Origin of the sequence: Necropsobacter rosorum, assembly GCF_964241405.1 — a bacterium.
Taxonomy (GTDB): Bacteria; Pseudomonadota; Gammaproteobacteria; order Enterobacterales; family Pasteurellaceae; genus Necropsobacter; species Necropsobacter rosorum.
This window is the reverse complement of the sequence record NZ_CAXSXF010000002.1, coordinates 35,373-53,340: the sequence shown is the minus strand read 5'-3', so window position 1 is coordinate 53,340 and position 17,968 is coordinate 35,373. Positions and strand designations below refer to the sequence as shown.

Sequence of the window (17,968 nt, the reverse complement as noted above, 5' to 3'; positions counted from 1 at the left end):
GTGAATTTAATTAACTCAAAAGTGTGATTTTTATCCCAATTTTGCTTATTATTGGCTCACTGCATAACAATAACTAATTCAAACGGACGGAATATGTATAGTATCGAAAGAAATCTAGTGAAGAATAGACGCCTGGATCGCTATCAATTTGCTAAATTACATACCTTTGAAACCTGCGCACGCCATCTATCCTTTGCTATCGCAGCAGAAGAGTTATGTATTACGCCAAGTGCCGTCAGCCATCAAATAAGCAGGCTTGAACATGAATTGGGATTTCAACTGTTCAAACGTTATCACCGCAGAATTGAACTCACCTACGAAGGTAAAAAGCTCTTTCACACTTTGCAACAATCCTTTGATATGTTAAATAAAGAAATTTTCGATATTCGTCATCAAGAAATCAGCGGTGAATTAATTATTTATGCCCGTCCTTCGCTTGCTCAGAGTTGGCTTGTCCCTCAATTGGCGGGGTTTGCACAGAAATACCCTTATATTACGCTCAATATGTTAACCGGTAATGAAACGATTAATTTTGAGCGTTATAAAGTCGATTTAGCGATCTATTACGACGATCTTTATGATGAAAAATTACACCACTACAAACTTATGTCTGAAAGCATTATCCCCGTTTGCAGTCCTGATTATGCTCAAAAGTATTCTCTCCATCAAAATACTGATAGTCTGAAAAAATGTACATTACTGCACGACGGGCAAGCATGGAGCAATCATTCGGACTTTGAAGAATGGCAAAGCTGGTTCGAATATTTTCAATTGCCTTTCAAGGTGACTGATATTCCAAGCATGATGTTCGATCGCTCTGATCTCGCCTTAACCGCGGCAATACACCACATGGGTATTGCGATGGGAAGAAAACATTTAATTGAACCCTATCTTCCCACTCATCAGTTAATCATGCCGTTCCCACAATTAGAAAAGCGCTGTCAGCAATGTTACTATATTGTCACGCCTTATATGAACAGCCCTAAAATTAATGCCTTCATCACATGGCTAAAAAACACGTCATCGTTTATAAATTGACTTATTTTCTCTGTTGAATTAAAAAACAAAACCCCCATAACACCATCCGGTCTTATGGGGATATTAAATGATGATATATCAAAAAGTGGCGTTTGCACTTGGCACAACAATTCTATTTGATCGCTAAAACCAACTCTTTTATCAGGGCCGGGCCGTGGTAGATCAGGCCGGAATAGACTTGTAATAATTCTGCGCCGGCGTTGATTTTTTCCTGTGCGTTCTGTACGCCGTCAATACCGCCGCTGCCGATAATCGGGATGTCGCCTTTAAGTTCCTGATATAAGCGCGCGATGATTGCCGTGCTTTTATGTTGCAGCGGTTTTCCGCTCAGGCCGCCGCTTTGTTCGGCATTTTTCAAACCGGAGACGGTATCACGGGAAACGGTGGTATTGGTGGCGATCACACCGTCGATGGCATGGCGCCGTAGACTGTCGGCGATTTGCACTAATTCCGCTTCGTTTAAATCCGGTGCGATTTTAACCGCAATCGGGACATATTTATTATATTGCTCCGCCAGAATCTTCTGCCGGGCTTTAAGGCTTTGCAGCAAATCCTCAAAGGCGTCGCCGTATTGCAAGCGGCGCAGATCCGGCGTATTCGGCGAGGAAATATTGACCGTAATATATCCGGCGTAATTGTAGGCTTTATTCAGGCAATAAATATAATCGTCTTTGCCGTTTTCGATCGGGGTCGCTTTATTTTTGCCGATATTGATCCCGATCACGCCGCGATATTTGGCGCTTTTGACGTTTTCCACCACATAATCGATACCTTTGTTATTAAACCCGTTACGGTTGATAATGCCTTCCGCATCAGGCAAACGAAACTGGCGCGGCTTCGGGTTTCCGTCCTGTGCCAACGGCGTGACCGTACCGACTTCAATAAACCCGAATCCCATCGCACCGAAACCGTCGATCGCTTCCGCGTTTTTATCGGCGCCCGCGGCTAAACCGATAGGATTGCTGAACCGAACGCCCATCACCGTTTTTTCGTTTCCTTTCGGACAGGCCAAAGCCGCTTTAAGCAAGGGTTTTAACGGTGAATTGCCGGCGATTTTCAGCAACTGAATGGTTAAATCATGGGCATTTTCCGCATCCAGGGAAAAAATCGCTTTTCTGATTAATGAATACATGGTTGTTTGTCTCTCGTAGGATAATAAGGGCGAACATCACGTCCGCCGCAATATGCCATTGTAAAGTGCGGTCGATTTTCGCACACTTTTCGGGAAGAATATCCTCAGCGCCGCTGACGGATTATCGCAGCGCTTTTTCTATTTTCTCATATAAATCTTTAGACAGATTTTCCACTTCGCTTAACCGTTCCAATGCCCGTTTCATCAGAGTCTGCCGTTGCGCGTCATAGCGCGCGAAACGAATCAGCGGTTCCACCAGACGCGAAGCCACCTGCGGATTTTTTTCATTCAGGCGGATCAGAATATCGGTTAAAAAGCGATAACCCGAACCGTCGGTGGCATGAAACGCTTTCAGATTCTGAGCGACAAAGCTGCCGATCAGCGCGCGTACCCGGTTAGGATTGTTAAAATTAAAACTCGGATGATCCATCAGCTGCACGACATGGGATAAGTTATGTTCGTCGGGGCGGGTCGCCTGTAATGCGAACCATTTATCCATAACCAACCCGTCCTGCTGCCATTTTTGCTCAAAATCGGCCAGCAAATTATCCCGACAGCCCAGCTGTGCCTGAGTGGCGGCGTTCAGCGCTGCGAGGCAATCGGTCATATTATCGGCATACGAATAATGTTTATGCACCAGATTATTGCCCACCGAAGTGTAAGCCAGATAATTCAGGCACAGATTCCGCAGCCCGCGCAAGGCAATATCCTGCTGCTCGACGCGATAATCTTCCAGCCGAATCTGATTGTAGGTTCTCAGCAACAATTCTTTCAGATTATCCGCGATGGTACGCTGCATAAAATCGCGTACCGCGCTGATACCGTCCGGATCGATCACTTTAAACAATTCGGCGAATTCCGTTTCTTTCGGCAGGGTTAAAATCAGACAGGTCAACGCCGGATTAGTCTGATACTGCGCCAGAACCTGATAAAGTGCGGTTAAAATTTCCGCTGAAAAATCCAGTGCCTCACCTTGCTGATAGCAGGATAAGTTACGACGTAACTCCGCATTGAACAGCATTTGTACCGCATCCCAGCGCACAAAATCATTTTTCGCAAATTTCAGCAAGGTAATCAGCTGCTTGGTACTATAATCATAATCCAGTTTTACCGGCGCGGAAAAATCGCATAATAACGCCGGCACCGGACGGGTATAAATATTGTGGAATTCAAAGGTCTGATCTTTATGCACCACATCCAGCACATCGCTGACCACCTGTCCGTCGTGCTGTAGCGTCTGGGCAATGCCGGTTTCATCATATAATGCGATTTTCAGCGGAATATGCAGATTCACTTTATCCATTTGATCCGCGGTCGGCGGTGTCATTTGCGAAACGTGCAAACGATAAATGTGCTGTTTTTCATCATAACTGTCACTCACCGTCAGCTCCGGCGTGCCGGACTGGCTGTACCAGCGCCGGAATTGGGTTAAATCCACGCCGGAAGCCCGTTCCATGGCTGAGACGAAATCTTCGCAGGTGGCGGCCTTGCCGTCATTTTCCGCAATATACCGTTTCATCCCCGCCTGAAAGCCTTTTTCCCCCAGCAAGGTATGCATCATCCGAATCACTTCCGCCCCTTTTTCATAGACCGTCATGGTATAGAAATTATTCATTTCGATCACTTTTTCCGGCCGGATCGGATGGGACATCGGGCCGGCGTCTTCGGCGAACTGTGCAGTGCGTAAAAATTTCACGTTATTAATCCGGTTAACCGCTCTTGAACCGGTATCGGAAGAAAATTCCTGATCGCGGAACACGGTCAGCCCTTCTTTCAGGCTTAACTGAAACCAGTCACGGCAAGTGACCCGGTTTCCCGTCCAGTTATGGAAATATTCGTGTGCGATAACGCTTTCGATCGCCAGATAATCATCATCCGTCGCGGTTTGCGGATTCGCCAGCACATATTTGGCATTGAAAATATTCAATCCTTTATTTTCCATTGCGCCCATGTTGAAGAAATCCACCGCCACGATCATATAAATATCCAAATCATATTCCAGATCAAAGCGCTGCTCGTCCCATTTCATCGCCTTTTTCAGGCTCTGCATCGCCCAGCCGGCACGGTTCAGATTACCGCGATCCACATAAAGCTCCAGCGCCACTTCCCGGCCGCTTTTCGTGATAAAACGGTCTTGCAATAAATCGAAATCGCCCGCCACCAGTGCGAACAGGTAACTGGGTTTAGGGAAAGGATCATGCCATTCCACCCAATGCCGCCCGTCTTCGGTTTCGCCGCCGTCCACCCGGTTGCCGTTGGACAGCAGATAAGGATATTGCTTTTTGTCGGCGGTGATTCTGGTGGTATAACGCGCCAATACATCCGGTCGATCCAGCATATAGGTGATTTGACGGAATCCCTCCGCTTCGCATTGGGTACACAGCGCCTCGCCCGACTGGTACAGCCCTTGCAGCGAGGTGTTTTCCGCCGGCACCAGATTGGTGATGACTTCCAGTTCGAATTTTTCCGCGTCAATCGCGCTTAAATTCAACACCAGACTTTCGCTGTTTTGTTGGTAATCTTTAAAGGTTTTGCCGTTTAAGCGAACCGACGCAAACTGAAAACCATGCCCGTCCAAACGCAATGTCTCGGCATTCGGGCTTAAACGTTGGTATCGGCTGGTCGCGGTGACGACGGTTTTTTGCGGGTCAAGTTGGAAATCAAGAAAAATATCGGTAACGGTAAAATCGGGGGTTTTATAATCTTTTCTGTATTTAGCTTTAGCGAGCATAATCACGACCTAATACGACCTGAAATAGAATGGAAAAATTGCCGTTAGGATATGATTTTTAGCCCTAAGTTGCAAGTGAGATTTCGTTTGTCCGCCCCTGTATTTCCTGGCGTTTTTTGCTTAAAAAACAAAAGTGCGGTGGAAAATTCGACTGTTTTGTCACACCGCTTAACACCGGAAATCCCCTTTGGGTTTATGGCAATGCGGTTATGTCATGTTAAATCTAAAAAGGAAAGTGCGGCGAGCGTTGGCCTGTAATGGCAAAAAACCGCTCAAATTTCACCGCACTTTCCCCATGCAGATCAAGCGTTAAAACTCATCGAAATATTGCTGAATTACCGTTGGGTCTTTGGTTTTCGTAAGCGCCAGTTGCAGTAATACGCGCGCTTTTTGCGGGTTGAGCGTGCCGGAGGCGCTGAAGCCGTAGCGGCTGTCGTCCACTTCCGCATCACGGGTGGTGTAGCCTGTCGGTACGCGGGAAGAACGCACGACGGCAACGCCGTCTTTGGCCGCCTGCGCCAGCAACTCCAGATTCGCCGCATTGACATTGCCATTACCCACACCGGCGGCGACAATGCCTTGATAACCCGCCTGCAGTAAGGATTGCAACGGTTCTGTAGGCATATTGGAATAAGCGTAAATAATGCCGACTTTCGGTAACGCGTCGAGATTGTCCACATTAAACGGAGTATTGACGGTATGTTTGCTTTCCGGCGAACGTTCGTAATCCACTTTGCTGTTATGGATATAACCTAGCGCACCGAAATTCGGTGAGGAAAAGGTCTGTACCGCCGTGGTGCTGGTTTTGGTGACATCCCTTGCACCCAGTACCGCACCGTTCATCGCTACCAGCACGCCGCGGCCGGCCGATTTTTTATCTCCCGCCACCACAACGGCATTATATAAATTCAACGGCCCGTCGGCGCTTTTTTCCGTGGCCGGGCGCATTGCCCCCACCAACACCACCGGTTTTTCGCATTTAACCGTCATATCCAGAAAATACGCGGTTTCTTCCATGGTATCGGTGCCGTGCGTGATTACAAAACCGTCGGTGTCTTTACATTGCCGATTAATGGTTTTCACCAGTTTCAACCACACCGCATCGCTCATATCCTGAGAGCCGATTTTCACCACCTGCTCCCCTTTGATCTCTGCAATATCTTTAATTTCCGGTACCGCCTCGATTAAGGTATCGACGGTCAACTGCCCGGCCTGATATTCGGAACCAACCGCACTTTTGCCGCTGCCGGCAATGGTACCGCCGGTGGCCAGAATGGTAATATTCGGCAAAGATGCCGCATAAGCACTTGACATCCCCAGTCCGCACAGCGCTAATAACGCTAATTTTTTCAGTTTCATATAAGACTCCTACTGTCGTTTTATTCATATTGTTGTTATCAAACCTGCGTATTATCCCCTCAAGCCGAGCCGAAACAAAAATAAGAAATGTCATTTTTGTGATCCCTTTCATAGAAATTCAAACCGAAAGCGGATAATTAATCCAAATAAACTCATCGCCCGGCGCAAAGGGCGGGCGCAACCGTTTGCTTAAATCCCGCTTTATGCTATGCTAGCGCGGTTTTTTAGTGACAGGGAAAATCTATGACAACACCACAAATTGCCATTGTAATGGGTTCAAAAAGCGATTGGGCGACCATGCAGGAAGCGGCCGCGATGCTGGATAAACTAATGCTGCCTTATCATGTCGAAATCGTCTCGGCGCATCGCACACCGGATAAGTTATTTCAGTTTGCCGAAACGGCGGCGCAAAACGGCTATAAAGTGATTATCGCCGGCGCGGGCGGAGCGGCGCATTTGCCTGGCATGATCGCGGCGAAAACCATTGTGCCGGTGCTGGGCGTGCCGGTGAAAAGTGCTATGTTAAGCGGTGTGGACAGCTTATATTCGATCGTGCAGATGCCGAAAGGCATTCCGGTCGGCACCTTGGCCATCGGCCCGGCAGGCGCCGCCAATGCCGGTTTACTGGCCGCGCAGATACTTGCCGCGTTTGATCACGATATTGCACGGCGGCTTAACGCATTCCGCGCCGAGCAAACCGCGGCGGTATTGGACAATCCTGATCCGAGAGCCTGATGTTACCTTAACGATCACCGATAGCCGTCCCCATAACCGCACCGAGGTCGGAAAAGTGCGGTTAAAATTCATCCTGTTTTTCTCTTTAATCTGGTCTGAAAAGGAGCGTTTATGGAATTCGAAACACGTTGTTTACATGCCGGTTATACGCCGAAAAGCGGCGAACCCCGCGTAACGCCGATTGTGCAAAGCACCACTTATACTTACGACAGCGCGCAAGATATCGGCGAGTTATTCGATTTGAAAAAAGCGGGCTATTTTTATACCCGCCTTGCCAATCCCACCACCAATGCGGCGGAAGAAAAACTGGCCGCACTGGAAGGCGGCGTCGGGGCGCTGTGTACGGCATCGGGACAGGCGGCAAGTTGCTATGCGCTGCTGAACGTGCTGGAAGCCGGCGATCATTTTATTTCCGCTTCCTCAATTTACGGCGGTACTTATAATCTGTTCGCTCACAGTTTGAAGAAAATGGGCATTGCCGTCACCTTTGTCGATCAAAATCTGTCGCTGGAGGAGCTGGAAAAAGCGATTCGACCGAATACCAAAGCGGTGTTCGGCGAAACGATCGCCAATCCCGAACTGCGGGTGCTGGATATTGAAAAATTCGCCCGGCTGGCGCACAAAGCGCAATCACCGTTAATTATTGATAACACCTTTGCCACGCCATATTTCTGCCGCCCTTTTGAATTCGGCGCCAATATTGTGGTTCACAGCACCACAAAATATCTGGACGGTCATGCCGTTGCGCTCGGCGGTGTGGTGATCGACGGCGGTAATTTTGACTGGCATAACGGCCGCTATCCGCAATTCACTCAGCCGGATGAAACCTATCACGGCCTGATTTATACCGAAACGTTCGGTGCCGCCGCCTATATCGTGAAAGCGCGGGTGCAGCTTATGCGGGATTTAGGCGCCGCACCGGCACCGCAAAACAGTTTTCTGCTGAATCTCGGTCTGGAGACATTACCGCTGCGTATGCAGGCGCATTACCACAATGCGCTGGCCGTTGCCGGCTATCTGGAATCTCATCCGCTGGTTCAGGCGGTGAATTATCCCGCCCTGAAAAGTTCGCCGGATTACGCCCTGCAACAGAAATATGTACCGAACGGCTTGTGCGGGGTCATTTCGTTTGAGATCAAAGGCGGGAAACAAGCGGCGACCCGCTGGCTGGACGCGCTGAAGATGATTTCGCGCGAAGTGCATGTGGCGGATATCCGCACCTGCGCTCTGCACCCGGCGAGTTCGACCCATCGCCAGCTCAGTGATGACGCCCTTGCGGCGGCGCATATTTCACCGGGATTAATTCGCCTGTCCTGCGGGATCGAAAATAAAAAAGATATTCTGGCGGATTTACAGCAGGCATTCGAGCAGCTTGCCGAATAACCCCCAAAAACAAACCGGCGCAGACAATACGCCGGTTTTTCCCCTGCAACGATGAGTAAAATGCGCCTAAAAGTGCGGTCAGTTTTGCTGCCATTTTTTTAATGCGTCATTATCGCTTTTCCGCTGTTCAATCCAGCGTTCGCCTTTATCCGTGCGTTCTTTTTTCCAGAACGGCGCGTTGCTTTTCAGATAATCCATAATAAATTCATTGGCGTGATACGCGTCACCGCGATGTGCGGCGCTGACCCCGACCAGAACGATTTCATCCCCGGTGTGCAACAAGCCTACGCGGTGAATTACCGAGACGCGTTGAATCGCCCAGCGCCGCTTTGCCCGGGCGACAATATCCCTCAGCGCCTTTTCCGTCATTGCCGGATAATGTTCGAGGTATAAGGTTGATACCGGATCGCCTAAATTCAGATCACGCACTTTGCCCACAAACACCACCGCCGCACCCACCGAATCCGGTGCCGCAAGCCATTGATAGACGGCATTCTGATCAAACGGCTGTGGCTGCACGGCAATTTGAACATCGTGCATATTAACCTCCGGTAACCGGCGGGAAAAAAGCGATTTCATCGCCGGATTTCACCGCACTTTCCAGCGGCGACAGGGTTTGATTAATCGCCACCAATAATTTGTCTTTCCGTAACGCCAGCGCCCAGCGCTCGCCCCGTGCCGCCAGCGCGCAACGCAATGCCTCTGCGCTGGCAAATTCCGCATCGAGCGTCAATTCGTCTACGCCGACAAGCTCTCTGGTCTGGGCAAAAAATAATACTTTTAACATTTGTGTTTCCGTTTTTTACTTTGCAATAAAATGTCCCGATTTGCCACCGCACTTTTCCAACAGGCGGATATGCTCGATCACCATATCTTTCTGTACGGCCTTGCACATATCGTAAATGGTCAGCGCCGCGACGGAGGCGGCGGTCAGCGCCTCCATTTCCACACCGGTTTTTCCGCTTAACTTGCAGACACTTTCAATCCGAACCTGATTGCTGCCCGGTAGTGCGCAGAGTGTCACTTCCACTTTGGACAGCAACAACGGATGGCACAGCGGTATAAGCTCCCAAGTGCGTTTTGCCGCCTGAATCCCGGCGATACGCGCTGTGGCGAACACATCACCTTTATGATGCTGCCCGGCCATAATCATTTGCAGCGTTTCCCGTGACATTGTCACCAGCGCTTCTGCGCGCGCTTCCCGCACCGTGTCCTGTTTGCCCGATACGTCCACCATATTGGCTTCGCCGTTGCGGTTAATATGTGTCAATTGCGTCATTGTGTTTCCTTTTGTCAGCCACCGATACTGGCCAGATGATTTCTCACCCCGCTGTCGCCCTGATGTAAAAAATGATGCTCGCGTTTTCCCTGTAAAGCGGCAAAAACTCTTGCCTGCAATAAGGTCTGTTGTTCATCCGCTTGCAGTAAATCGCGCAAATCAATGCCTTCCTCGCCGAACAGGCATAAATGCAGCTTGCCTTTGGCGGAAATGCGCAGCCGGTTGCAGCTGGCGCAGAAATTTTTTTCATAAGGCATAATCAGACCGATTTCGCCCTTATAGTCAGGATGACGAAACACCTTGGCGGGGCCGTCCAACAGGGATTTCTGCTGCAATTGCCAGCCGTCGCGGCGTAATTGTTCGGCCAACACCTGCCCGGAGAGGTGATGCTGATGAAAGAAATTATCCATATCGCCGGTCTGCATTAATTCGATAAAACGCATTTGGATCGGCTTATCTTTAATCCAGGCCAGAAACGCGTTGAATTCCGGTGCGTTCATGCCTTTCATCAACACGGAATTGACCTTGATTTTCTGATAGCCCGCCTCAAACGCCTGTTCAATACCGCGCATTACCGCTGCGAATTTATTGACGCCGGTAATGGCATGAAACATTTTCGGGTCAAGACTGTCCACGCTGACGTTGATGGAGGTAATCCCTGCCGCTTTCCAGTGCGCGACGTCTTTTGCCATACGGTAGCCGTTGGTCGTCAGCGCGATATGCTGAATCGCCGGATGTTGCCGAATCGCCTCGACAATTTCCGGAAAATCTTTGCGCAACGTCGGCTCACCGCCGGTAATGCGCACTTTGCGCATGCCTAATTCGCCGAATGCGCGGACGATACGCCGGATTTCCGGCACACTGAGGAAACGGGGTTTAGTCGGTTCGGGCTGATAACCGTCGGGCAGGCAATAATTGCAACGGAAATTGCAGACATCCGTAACGGATAGCCGCAAATAATAATATTCACGTCGGAACGGATCGACCAAACGACCGCCGCCGACCTGCTTAATCGGAATGGTTTGTTGCATTGGACACCTTTCTAAAATACGAGAGGACAAGCCGTTTCCAGCATTATCCCTGAGCAACCTGCCGGCTGCTGGCATTGCCGCCTTATTTCCAGCTACTGAAAACTTAGGCTGACAAGCTCGGAGTTATGCGATAAATTTGTTTCAAATTGTAAACTGTCCGGCTATTCTAATACAGAGTGAACGCCTGATCCAGTCGGCAAAATAAAAATCCGTTAAAAATCAATTATATATTTTATTATATAACGAATATTTTTCACAAATCCGCACCGTTCGCCGCGCTCGGCTTTACTTATTCTGCGATGTTTGGAATACTAGCCGCCGAAAACCGACATAATTTAACGAAAACCTGCGCATAAACGGCATGACCCCGCAAGCCATGCCGTTAAAGGAAAAAGCATGACTGACTTAATACGCCACAGCCGCCATGAAAATTTAGATGAGATCAAACATATTGCCGCGATCGGCGGCGGACACGGTCTCGGTCGCGTCATGTCGGCGCTGAGTTTTATGCAGGAACGGCTGACAGGCATTGTCACCACCACCGACAACGGCGGCTCCACCGGACGCATCCGCACCGAACAGGGCGGTATTGCCTGGGGCGATTTGCGTAACTGCCTGAACCAGATCATTACCGAACCCAGCACCGCCTCTTCGTTGTTTGAATACCGTTTTTCCGGCAGCGGCGCACTTGCCGGGCATAATCTGGGCAATCTGATGCTGAAAGCGCTGGAAAATATGCATATCCGGCCGACGGAAGGGGTGAATCTGATTCGTGATTTGCTGCGGGTGAAATCCTTTATCGTGCCGATGTCGGAAAGCCCGGTGCATTTGGCGGCAACGCTGCATTCCGGTTCAAGCATCGTCGGCGAAGTCGGTATTGATCAGCTGACCGAACTGCCGAAAGCCGTTTTTCTGGTGCCGTTGGTTCAGGCGACACCGGAAGCGGTGCGTGCACTCAATCAGGCGGAAGTGATTTTATTCGGCCCGGGCAGTTTTTTAACCAGCATCGTTCCGCCGCTGTTACTGAGCGAAATCGCCGATGCGTTAAAACACAGTACGGCGAAAAAAATCTTTATTGACAATCTGGGTGTCGAGCGCAGCCCTGCCGCCGGATTATCCCTACAGGATCGGATAAACTGGATCAATCACACCGTAGGCAAAGACATTATTGACGGCGTGGTGGTGCAGTTTGATCCGAACCGTTGTGACGAGCCGGCGCCGATCAAAATCATGGCGCGGCGGCTAAGAGCGGACGATGTCAGCTACCGGCACGATCGCACGCTGTTATGCCAAGCGATTGACGAGCTGCTGGGCGAACTGAATTATCGCTGATTAACCGGAATATGGCCGAAACTGAGCTGAAAATCAGCGCACTTTAGCGCTATTGAGCGGTAAGTTGCGGCCGGGCTTTTAATTATCTGCACTTAAACGTGCGATTTCATCGCTCAACGCACGCGGCATATGGCGCGGCCCGCACACGGCGGAGATGCCGAATTCGCGCAGTTTTTCCCGTCCGAATAAGTGCGGCGCATATTTTTGCAGGCATTTAATCCGCATTACCCGTTTGATACGCAGATCGCCCTTTTCATACTTACGCGGAATATTGACTTCCAGCACCTGACATTTATAACGCAGCGCGGCGGTCGGCGCGGTGACATAAATATAAACCGTATCGTCCACCGCGATATTGTTGCTCTGTTTCCAGAAAATCACGTCATTTTCATGCAATTGGCTTTCAATATCGTAATATTTCGGATTCGCCGGCACCAGCCATTCCGTATAGCGGGCAATGCCGAACCGCTTATGGGTTTGGCGGCTGGCGGTCAGATCAAAACTGGAATTGAGCAGAAAAACAATCGTGTCTTTATCTACCGAACCGTCCAGCAGCACGCTCAGCCAATGCCCGTGATGCATGTGATAGCCCGGCAGGAAACCTTTCTGGGTGAGAAAAGCGGCGTGAATGACAGGGTCACATTTTACATTCATAATCTGCGTGTTGCCGCCCGTGCCGAGGCCGAGTTTTTCCCGCTCCACCGTCATAAACACCGCATACCATTTGCGGTTATCACTATGACGCAAAATGGCCGAATCCGGTGAAGTGCGCCATAAATATTCCGCTTCGCTGCCGTATTGTTGCCGCGCAAAGGCCAGAATATCCTCACGCAGGGCCGATTGTTTCGGTTGATTTTTCACCGCACTTTCCTCCGCCTGATCCCACTAGTTGATAAAAGGTTACGCTTTTCGATTGAACACTTTGACATTGTCAAAGCCGTTTTCTTTCAGATACAACGCCTGCAATTTGCTCATTACACCGCGCTCGCAATACAGCGCATAATGTTTCGTTTGATCCAAACTCCCGAACTGGGCGGATAATTTATAAAACGGCATCACAATCACCTGCCGCCCTGCCGCTTGCAGCGGATTTTCATCGCGTTCTTCCGGACTGCGGATATCCACAATCACATCGTCGTCCGCCAACACAGAAACTGTGTCCACTTCCACCACGTCTTTTTCCGTTTGGGCGGCAATCTGGCGAATATCCAAATATTGCGCATTTTGCACCGCACTTTCCAGCACTTCAAAGTTAAAATGCGCTTCTTCCGCTTCGATTTTCGCCTTCACCGCTTTTACCGTCGGATTTTTTGAGATCACCCCGCAAAATTCCGGCATGGATTTGGCAATATCGTCGGTACCGATATGCTTTGCCATTGCGATAATCTGTTCTTTATCATGGCTGATCAGCGGGCGCAGTACCAGTGTCGGCGCCGCCTCGTCAATTAAACGTAAATTGGTCAGCGTTTGGCTGGAAACCTGCCCGAGCGCCTCGCCGGTGACAATCGCCTGAATGCCGAAACGTTCCGCCACACGGCCGGCCGCGCGTACCATCATGCGTTTCAGCACTACGCCCATTTGCCCGCTGTCCACCTTTTCCAGAATTTCCGCCACCACCGGCTCGAAATTAATCGCCACAAAACGCACTTTATGGGAACTGCCGAAGCGCTGCCAGAGATGATACGCCATCTGTTTTACCCCGATTTCATGCGCCGCGCCGCCCAGATTAAAAAAGCAATAATGCACCCGCGAACCGCGCCGGATCAGCATATAACTGGAGACGCCGGAATCAAAACCGCCGGAAATCAGCGACAGCACATCTTCCTGCGTGCCGATAGGATAACCGCCGATGCCGGCATGGCGCGCGTTAATCAGCATCATGCGATCATCTTCAATATCAATGCGCACCGTCACATCGGGTTTGCTTAATTTCACTTTCGCACTGGCGATGTGCTGATTCAGCCCGCCGCCCACATAGCGTTCCGCTTCCAGCGAGCTGAAAGTATGTTTGCCCTTGCGTTTCACTCGCACGCAGAACGTTTTGTTTTCCAGCTGCGACGCCACCTGCTGCAAGGTGTGCTGAAAAATATCGTGCAAATCGGTAAACGGTTTTTCCTCGACTTCGAGAAAATGATGGATGCCGGGAATGCGCTGTAATAATTCGATTAAGTGCGGTCGGTTTTCGGCATTTTTCGACCGCACTTCAATATAATCCCAATGGCGCACCACCGCGATAGTTTCGTCATAGTTATGTAAAATATTGCGGATATTGCCGGTCAGAATCTTCACGAAGCGCTTACGCACGCTCTCGCTTTTAATCATAATTTCGGGAAAAAGTTTAATAATAAATTTCATCGTTGAATGGCTTATTTCTGTTTTGTAAAAAATCGGCGCTATTGTACAACATCTTGGCTTAATCCCCAATTTCCTTTTCGCCCGTCTTCTCTTTCGCGCTACGTTAGCCTGCGCAATGTAAAGTGCGGTGCGTTTCAGCCGTTTTTCCTCGCCCTGCCTGAACGCGGAGGAAGAGCTCTCGAAATCTGTCAGATCTATCACAAAAACCGCAGTATTTTTTAACAACGCGCCAAAAATACAGTACAATAATCCACTTTAAATCAGTTTGAACTCAAGGATTGCACATGGCTCGTAAACCCGTGGAAAAACCGGCGGCGGATTTTGAAACGACGCTCAACCAGCTGGAAGCGGTCGTTTCCCGTCTGGAAAGCGGCGATTTATCGCTGGAAGAGGCGTTAAAAGATTTTGAAACCGGCATTACGCTCGCCCGACAAGGACAGGAACGTTTGCAGCAGGCCGAGCAACGCATTCAGATTTTACTGCAAAAAAACGACAGTGCGGAATTAAGTGATTATCAACCGAACGACGAATAATAAGCGAATCGTATGTATCAATTTACCCGGGATTTACAACAGCTCCAGCAACGTATCAATCAATTCTTAACCGACCGTTTCGCCCGCATCGACAGCCGCCCGTCGCCGCTTGCCGAGGCGATGAAATACGGCCTGCTGCTCGGCGGCAAACGGGTCAGACCCTTTCTGACTTACGCCACCGGACGCATGCTGGGCGCACAAATGGCGCAGCTGGATTACGCCGCCGCCGGCATTGAAGCCATTCATGCCTATTCACTGATTCACGACGATCTGCCGGCGATGGATAACGATCATTTACGCCGAGGTCAACCGACCTGCCATATCGCCTTTGACGAAGCGACGGCAATTCTGGCCGGCGATGCGCTGCAAACCTTTGCCTTTGAAATCCTCACCCAAACCCCGGATTTGGCCGCGCAACAAAAACTGGCGCTGGTGACAAATCTGGCGCAGGCCTCCGGCGTTAACGGCATGTGTTTAGGGCAAAGTCTGGATTTAATCGCCGAACACCGGCAGGTAAACCTTGCAGAACTGGAAAAAATCCATCGCAATAAAACCGGTGCGCTGCTGTGCGCCGCGCTGAAGGCAGGCTTTCTCTGTTCGCCGCATTTCGCCGATTCGCAGCTTGAACAACAATTGACGCGCTATGCCACGGCCATCGGGCTGGCTTTTCAGGTGCAGGACGATATTCTGGATATTGAAGGCGAAAGCAGCCTCACCGGCAAAACCGTCGGTGCCGATTTAGCCGCCGACAAAAGCACCTATCCGAAATTGCTCGGGCTGGACGGCGCGAAACAAAAAGCGCAGGAACTTTACCGACAGGCGCTGCAGGCGCTGGATGATGTGCCGTTCGACACCGGTGCCTTGCGCGCGCTGGCGGCATTCGTCGTGAACCGGCAAAGCTGACGTTACACGGCGCAATGAAACATAACAAACGGAACGCCCGATCATTTAAAGTGCGGTTCGAATTTAGACTATTTTGGGATTGATGAACAATGCAAAATTATCCTCTTTTATCATTAATTAATTCGCCTGATGATTTGCGTCTTTTAAGCAAAGAACAGCTGCCGCAACTGTGCAGCGAACTGCGCGATTATTTGTTGGAAAGTGTCAGTCAAAGCAGCGGTCATCTGGCTTCCGGACTGGGGACGGTGGAGCTGACGGTGGCGTTGCATTATGTATTTAAAACGCCCTTTGACCAGCTTATCTGGGATGTGGGTCATCAGGCCTATCCGCACAAAATTCTTACCGGACGGCGCGATCGCATGTCCACCATCCGGCAAAAAGACGGGCTGCATCCGTTTCCGTGGCGGGAAGAAAGCGAGTTTGACGTACTCAGCGTCGGCCACTCCTCAACCTCTATCGGCGCCGGTTTGGGGATCGCCATTGCCGCCCAAAAAGAAAATGCCGGACGCAAAACCGTTTGTGTGATCGGCGACGGCGCCATTACCGCCGGCATGGCGTTCGAAGCGCTGAATCATGCCGGTTCGCTGCATACCGATATGCTGGTGATTTTAAACGATAACGAAATGTCGATTTCAGAAAATGTCGGCGCCCTGAACAATCACCTCGCCCGCCTGTTTTCCGGCGCCTTCTATTCGACCATTCGCGAAAGCGGCAAAAAAATTCTGTCCGGCCTGCCGCCGATTAAAGAGTTCGTGAAAAAAACCGAAGAACATATGAAAGGTTTCGTATCGCCGGTGGGAACGCTGTTCGAAACCCTCGGTTTCAATTATATCGGCCCGATCGACGGCCATAATATTGATGAGTTGATCAGCACGCTGAAAAACATGAGCTCGCTCAGCGGCCCGCAGTTTTTACATGTTAAAACCAAAAAAGGCAAAGGCTATGCGCCGGCGGAAAACGATCCTATCGGGTTTCACGGTGTGCCTAAATTCGACCGCCTCAGCGGCGAATTGCCGAAATCCTCCGCCACTCCGACCTATTCGCAGATTTTCGGCAACTGGCTGTGCGAAATGGCGCAGCAGGATCCGAAATTAATCGGCATCACCCCTGCCATGCGCGAGGGTTCCGGCATGGTGGAGTTTTCCAATCGTTTTCCGCAGCAATATTTTGATGTGGCGATTGCCGAACAGCATGCCGTCACCTTTGCGGCGGGATTGGCCATCGGCGGCTATAAACCGGTGGTGGCGATTTATTCCACGTTTCTGCAACGCGCTTATGATCAACTGATTCACGATGTGGCGATCCAAAATCTGCCGGTGTTATTTGCCATTGATCGCGCCGGCGTGGTGGGAGCGGACGGTCAAACCCATCAGGGCGCCTTCGATATCAGCTTTATGCGTTGTATTCCGAATCTGGTGATTATGACGCCAAGCGATGAAAACGAATGCCGCCAAATGCTTTATACCGGCTATCATTGCGGCAAACCGGCCGCGGTGCGCTATCCGCGCGGCAACGCCGGCGGCGTAAAACTGGAACCGTTGCAGGCACTGCCGCTCGGTCAATCCAAATTGGTACGTCAAGGGGAGAAAATCGCCATTTTAAATTTCGGTACCTTATTGCCGCACGCGTTGCGCGCCGCCGACGAACTGAACGCCACCGTAGTCGATATGTGTTTTGTCAAGCCGATCGACGCACAGCGCATTCACCAAACCGCCGACGATTATGATCTTATCGTCACGCTGGAAGAAAATGCCGTGCAGGGCGGCGCCGGCAGCGCGGTGGCGGAAGTGCTGAACACCGGTCGCCATCATTGCCGCTTGCTGCAATTAGGCTTGCCGGACTTTTTTATCCCGCAGGGCACGCAACAGGAAATACTGGCGGAACTGAAACTGGATGCGGCGGGCATCACTGCGCAAATCAAGGAATTTCTCGCATAAAACGAATATTTTTAAAAATTTTGTGAACTCTTTCTCACTTTGCCAGTCTTAGTTAATGCTAGTGCACTGCAAATGCAGTTGTCTTTTTAGAAATCTTTCTTATATTAAGACCTCCCCGCTACTCAATCTTTGGGTAGCGGTTTTTTATTTCCCAAATAGCTGCCGCCGAACAACTATCTACGGCGCTTTTTTCGTCAGGCACAAAAAAGGACGCCCTAAA

16 protein-coding genes and 1 riboswitch are annotated in these 17,968 nt (G+C 50.2%); of the genes, 7 read left to right on the top strand and 9 right to left on the bottom strand.

Translation table 11 applies throughout. The features are described 5' to 3' along the window. The first annotated feature begins 93 nt into the window (after positions 1–93). Complete coding sequence (dsdC, locus tag ACESOH_RS04285; protein ID WP_373099941.1) at positions 94–1,038, top strand: DNA-binding transcriptional regulator DsdC; 945 nt, start codon at positions 94–96, stop codon at positions 1,036–1,038. Between the two features lie 112 nt (positions 1,039–1,150). Here dsdC and pyrD read toward each other — a convergent pair whose 3' ends face one another. The 3 genes from pyrD to ansB all read right to left on the bottom strand — a co-directional run bounded on the left by pyrD (position 1,151) and on the right by ansB (position 6,260). Next, a complete protein-coding gene (gene pyrD / locus ACESOH_RS04280) occupies positions 1,151–2,170 on the bottom strand; it encodes a quinone-dependent dihydroorotate dehydrogenase (RefSeq protein ID WP_032092635.1) in 1,020 nt (339 codons plus the stop codon). A gap of 121 nt (positions 2,171–2,291) precedes the next feature. After that, entirely contained in the window at positions 2,292–4,901 is a 2,610-nt protein-coding gene (gene pepN / locus ACESOH_RS04275; RefSeq protein ID WP_373100418.1) for an aminopeptidase N, read from the bottom strand. A 309-nt stretch (positions 4,902–5,210) separates the two neighbouring features. After that, complete coding sequence (gene ansB, locus ACESOH_RS04270) at positions 5,211–6,260, bottom strand: L-asparaginase 2 (RefSeq protein WP_032093855.1); 1,050 nt, start codon at positions 6,258–6,260, stop codon at positions 5,211–5,213. Between the two features lie 243 nt (positions 6,261–6,503). On the opposite strand from ansB, the gene purE reads away from it, so the two are divergent. Together purE and ACESOH_RS04260 are read left to right on the top strand one after the other, a co-directional pair. Next, on the top strand, positions 6,504–6,995 hold the full coding sequence (gene purE, locus ACESOH_RS04265; protein ID WP_373099939.1) for a 5-(carboxyamino)imidazole ribonucleotide mutase: 492 nt from the start codon (positions 6,504–6,506) through the stop codon (positions 6,993–6,995). A gap of 111 nt (positions 6,996–7,106) precedes the next feature. Next, positions 7,107–8,378, top strand: a complete 1,272-nt coding sequence (locus ACESOH_RS04260; protein ID WP_373099937.1) for an O-acetylhomoserine aminocarboxypropyltransferase/cysteine synthase family protein — start codon at positions 7,107–7,109, stop codon at positions 8,376–8,378. A gap of 78 nt (positions 8,379–8,456) precedes the next feature. Here ACESOH_RS04260 and moaE read toward each other — a convergent pair whose 3' ends face one another. The 4 genes from moaE to moaA form a co-directional block, all read right to left on the bottom strand. Further along, positions 8,457–8,918, bottom strand: coding sequence for a molybdopterin synthase catalytic subunit MoaE (gene moaE / locus ACESOH_RS04255; RefSeq protein ID WP_373099935.1), 462 nt, complete (start codon positions 8,916–8,918; stop codon positions 8,457–8,459). Between the two features lies 1 nt (position 8,919). Further along, complete coding sequence (moaD, locus tag ACESOH_RS04250; protein ID WP_032093859.1) at positions 8,920–9,165, bottom strand: molybdopterin synthase sulfur carrier subunit; 246 nt, start codon at positions 9,163–9,165, stop codon at positions 8,920–8,922. A gap of 15 nt (positions 9,166–9,180) precedes the next feature. Next, positions 9,181–9,657 carry a cyclic pyranopterin monophosphate synthase MoaC gene (gene moaC, locus ACESOH_RS04245; RefSeq protein ID WP_373099933.1) on the bottom strand — a complete coding sequence of 159 codons (477 nt, stop codon included), beginning with the start codon at positions 9,655–9,657 and terminating at the stop codon, positions 9,181–9,183. 14 nt (positions 9,658–9,671) lie between these two features. Next, a complete protein-coding gene (moaA, locus tag ACESOH_RS04240) occupies positions 9,672–10,688 on the bottom strand; it encodes a GTP 3',8-cyclase MoaA (RefSeq protein ID WP_373099931.1) in 1,017 nt (338 codons plus the stop codon). After that, positions 10,677–10,823, bottom strand: a riboswitch (molybdenum cofactor riboswitch). Its footprint overlaps the gene before it by 12 nt. A gap of 261 nt (positions 10,824–11,084) precedes the next feature. On the opposite strand from moaA, the gene ACESOH_RS04235 reads away from it, so the two are divergent. Then, complete coding sequence (locus tag ACESOH_RS04235) at positions 11,085–12,020, top strand: gluconeogenesis factor YvcK family protein (RefSeq protein WP_373099929.1); 936 nt, start codon at positions 11,085–11,087, stop codon at positions 12,018–12,020. A gap of 78 nt (positions 12,021–12,098) precedes the next feature. Here the strand turns inward: ACESOH_RS04235 and ACESOH_RS04230 are convergent, their stop codons facing one another. Then, the gene (locus tag ACESOH_RS04230; protein ID WP_373099927.1) at positions 12,099–12,881 is read right to left on the bottom strand and encodes an MmcQ/YjbR family DNA-binding protein; all 783 of its coding nucleotides are present in this window, start codon (positions 12,879–12,881) and stop codon (positions 12,099–12,101) included. 39 nt (positions 12,882–12,920) lie between these two features. After that, positions 12,921–14,375, bottom strand: a complete 1,455-nt coding sequence (thiI, locus tag ACESOH_RS04225; protein ID WP_373099925.1) for a tRNA uracil 4-sulfurtransferase ThiI — start codon at positions 14,373–14,375, stop codon at positions 12,921–12,923. Between the two features lie 284 nt (positions 14,376–14,659). Between thiI and xseB the strand changes: the two genes are divergently transcribed. From xseB to dxs, 3 genes are all read left to right on the top strand, one after another. Then, positions 14,660–14,908: an exodeoxyribonuclease VII small subunit gene (gene xseB / locus ACESOH_RS04220; RefSeq protein WP_032093864.1), complete on the top strand. Its 249-nt coding sequence runs from the start codon at positions 14,660–14,662 to the stop codon at positions 14,906–14,908. Between the two features lie 12 nt (positions 14,909–14,920). Continuing rightward, entirely contained in the window at positions 14,921–15,811 is an 891-nt protein-coding gene (ispA, locus tag ACESOH_RS04215) for a (2E,6E)-farnesyl diphosphate synthase (protein ID WP_373099923.1), read from the top strand. An 89-nt stretch (positions 15,812–15,900) separates the two neighbouring features. After that, the gene (gene dxs, locus ACESOH_RS04210; protein ID WP_373099921.1) at positions 15,901–17,748 is read left to right on the top strand and encodes a 1-deoxy-D-xylulose-5-phosphate synthase; all 1,848 of its coding nucleotides are present in this window, start codon (positions 15,901–15,903) and stop codon (positions 17,746–17,748) included. Positions 17,749–17,968 lie beyond the last annotated feature (220 nt).

Excerpts from the sequence above, each read along its gene's own strand:
- dsdC (WP_373099941.1), top strand. The coding sequence starts at position 94 with ATGTATAGTATCGAAAGAAATCTAGTGAAGAATAGACGCCTGGATCGC.
- pyrD (WP_032092635.1), bottom strand. The coding sequence starts at position 2,170 with ATGTATTCATTAATCAGAAAAGCGATTTTTTCCCTGGATGCGGAAAAT.
- pepN (WP_373100418.1), bottom strand. The coding sequence starts at position 4,901 with ATGCTCGCTAAAGCTAAATACAGAAAAGATTATAAAACCCCCGATTTT.
- ansB (WP_032093855.1), bottom strand. The coding sequence starts at position 6,260 with ATGAAACTGAAAAAATTAGCGTTATTAGCGCTGTGCGGACTGGGGATG.
- purE (WP_373099939.1), top strand. The coding sequence starts at position 6,504 with ATGACAACACCACAAATTGCCATTGTAATGGGTTCAAAAAGCGATTGG.
- ACESOH_RS04260 (WP_373099937.1), top strand. The coding sequence starts at position 7,107 with ATGGAATTCGAAACACGTTGTTTACATGCCGGTTATACGCCGAAAAGC.
- moaE (WP_373099935.1), bottom strand. The coding sequence starts at position 8,918 with ATGCACGATGTTCAAATTGCCGTGCAGCCACAGCCGTTTGATCAGAAT.
- moaD (WP_032093859.1), bottom strand. The coding sequence starts at position 9,165 with ATGTTAAAAGTATTATTTTTTGCCCAGACCAGAGAGCTTGTCGGCGTA.
- moaC (WP_373099933.1), bottom strand. The coding sequence starts at position 9,657 with ATGACGCAATTGACACATATTAACCGCAACGGCGAAGCCAATATGGTG.
- moaA (WP_373099931.1), bottom strand. The coding sequence starts at position 10,688 with ATGCAACAAACCATTCCGATTAAGCAGGTCGGCGGCGGTCGTTTGGTC.
- ACESOH_RS04235 (WP_373099929.1), top strand. The coding sequence starts at position 11,085 with ATGACTGACTTAATACGCCACAGCCGCCATGAAAATTTAGATGAGATC.
- thiI (WP_373099925.1), bottom strand. The coding sequence starts at position 14,375 with ATGAAATTTATTATTAAACTTTTTCCCGAAATTATGATTAAAAGCGAG.
- xseB (WP_032093864.1), top strand. The coding sequence starts at position 14,660 with ATGGCTCGTAAACCCGTGGAAAAACCGGCGGCGGATTTTGAAACGACG.
- ispA (WP_373099923.1), top strand. The coding sequence starts at position 14,921 with ATGTATCAATTTACCCGGGATTTACAACAGCTCCAGCAACGTATCAAT.
- dxs (WP_373099921.1), top strand. The coding sequence starts at position 15,901 with ATGCAAAATTATCCTCTTTTATCATTAATTAATTCGCCTGATGATTTG.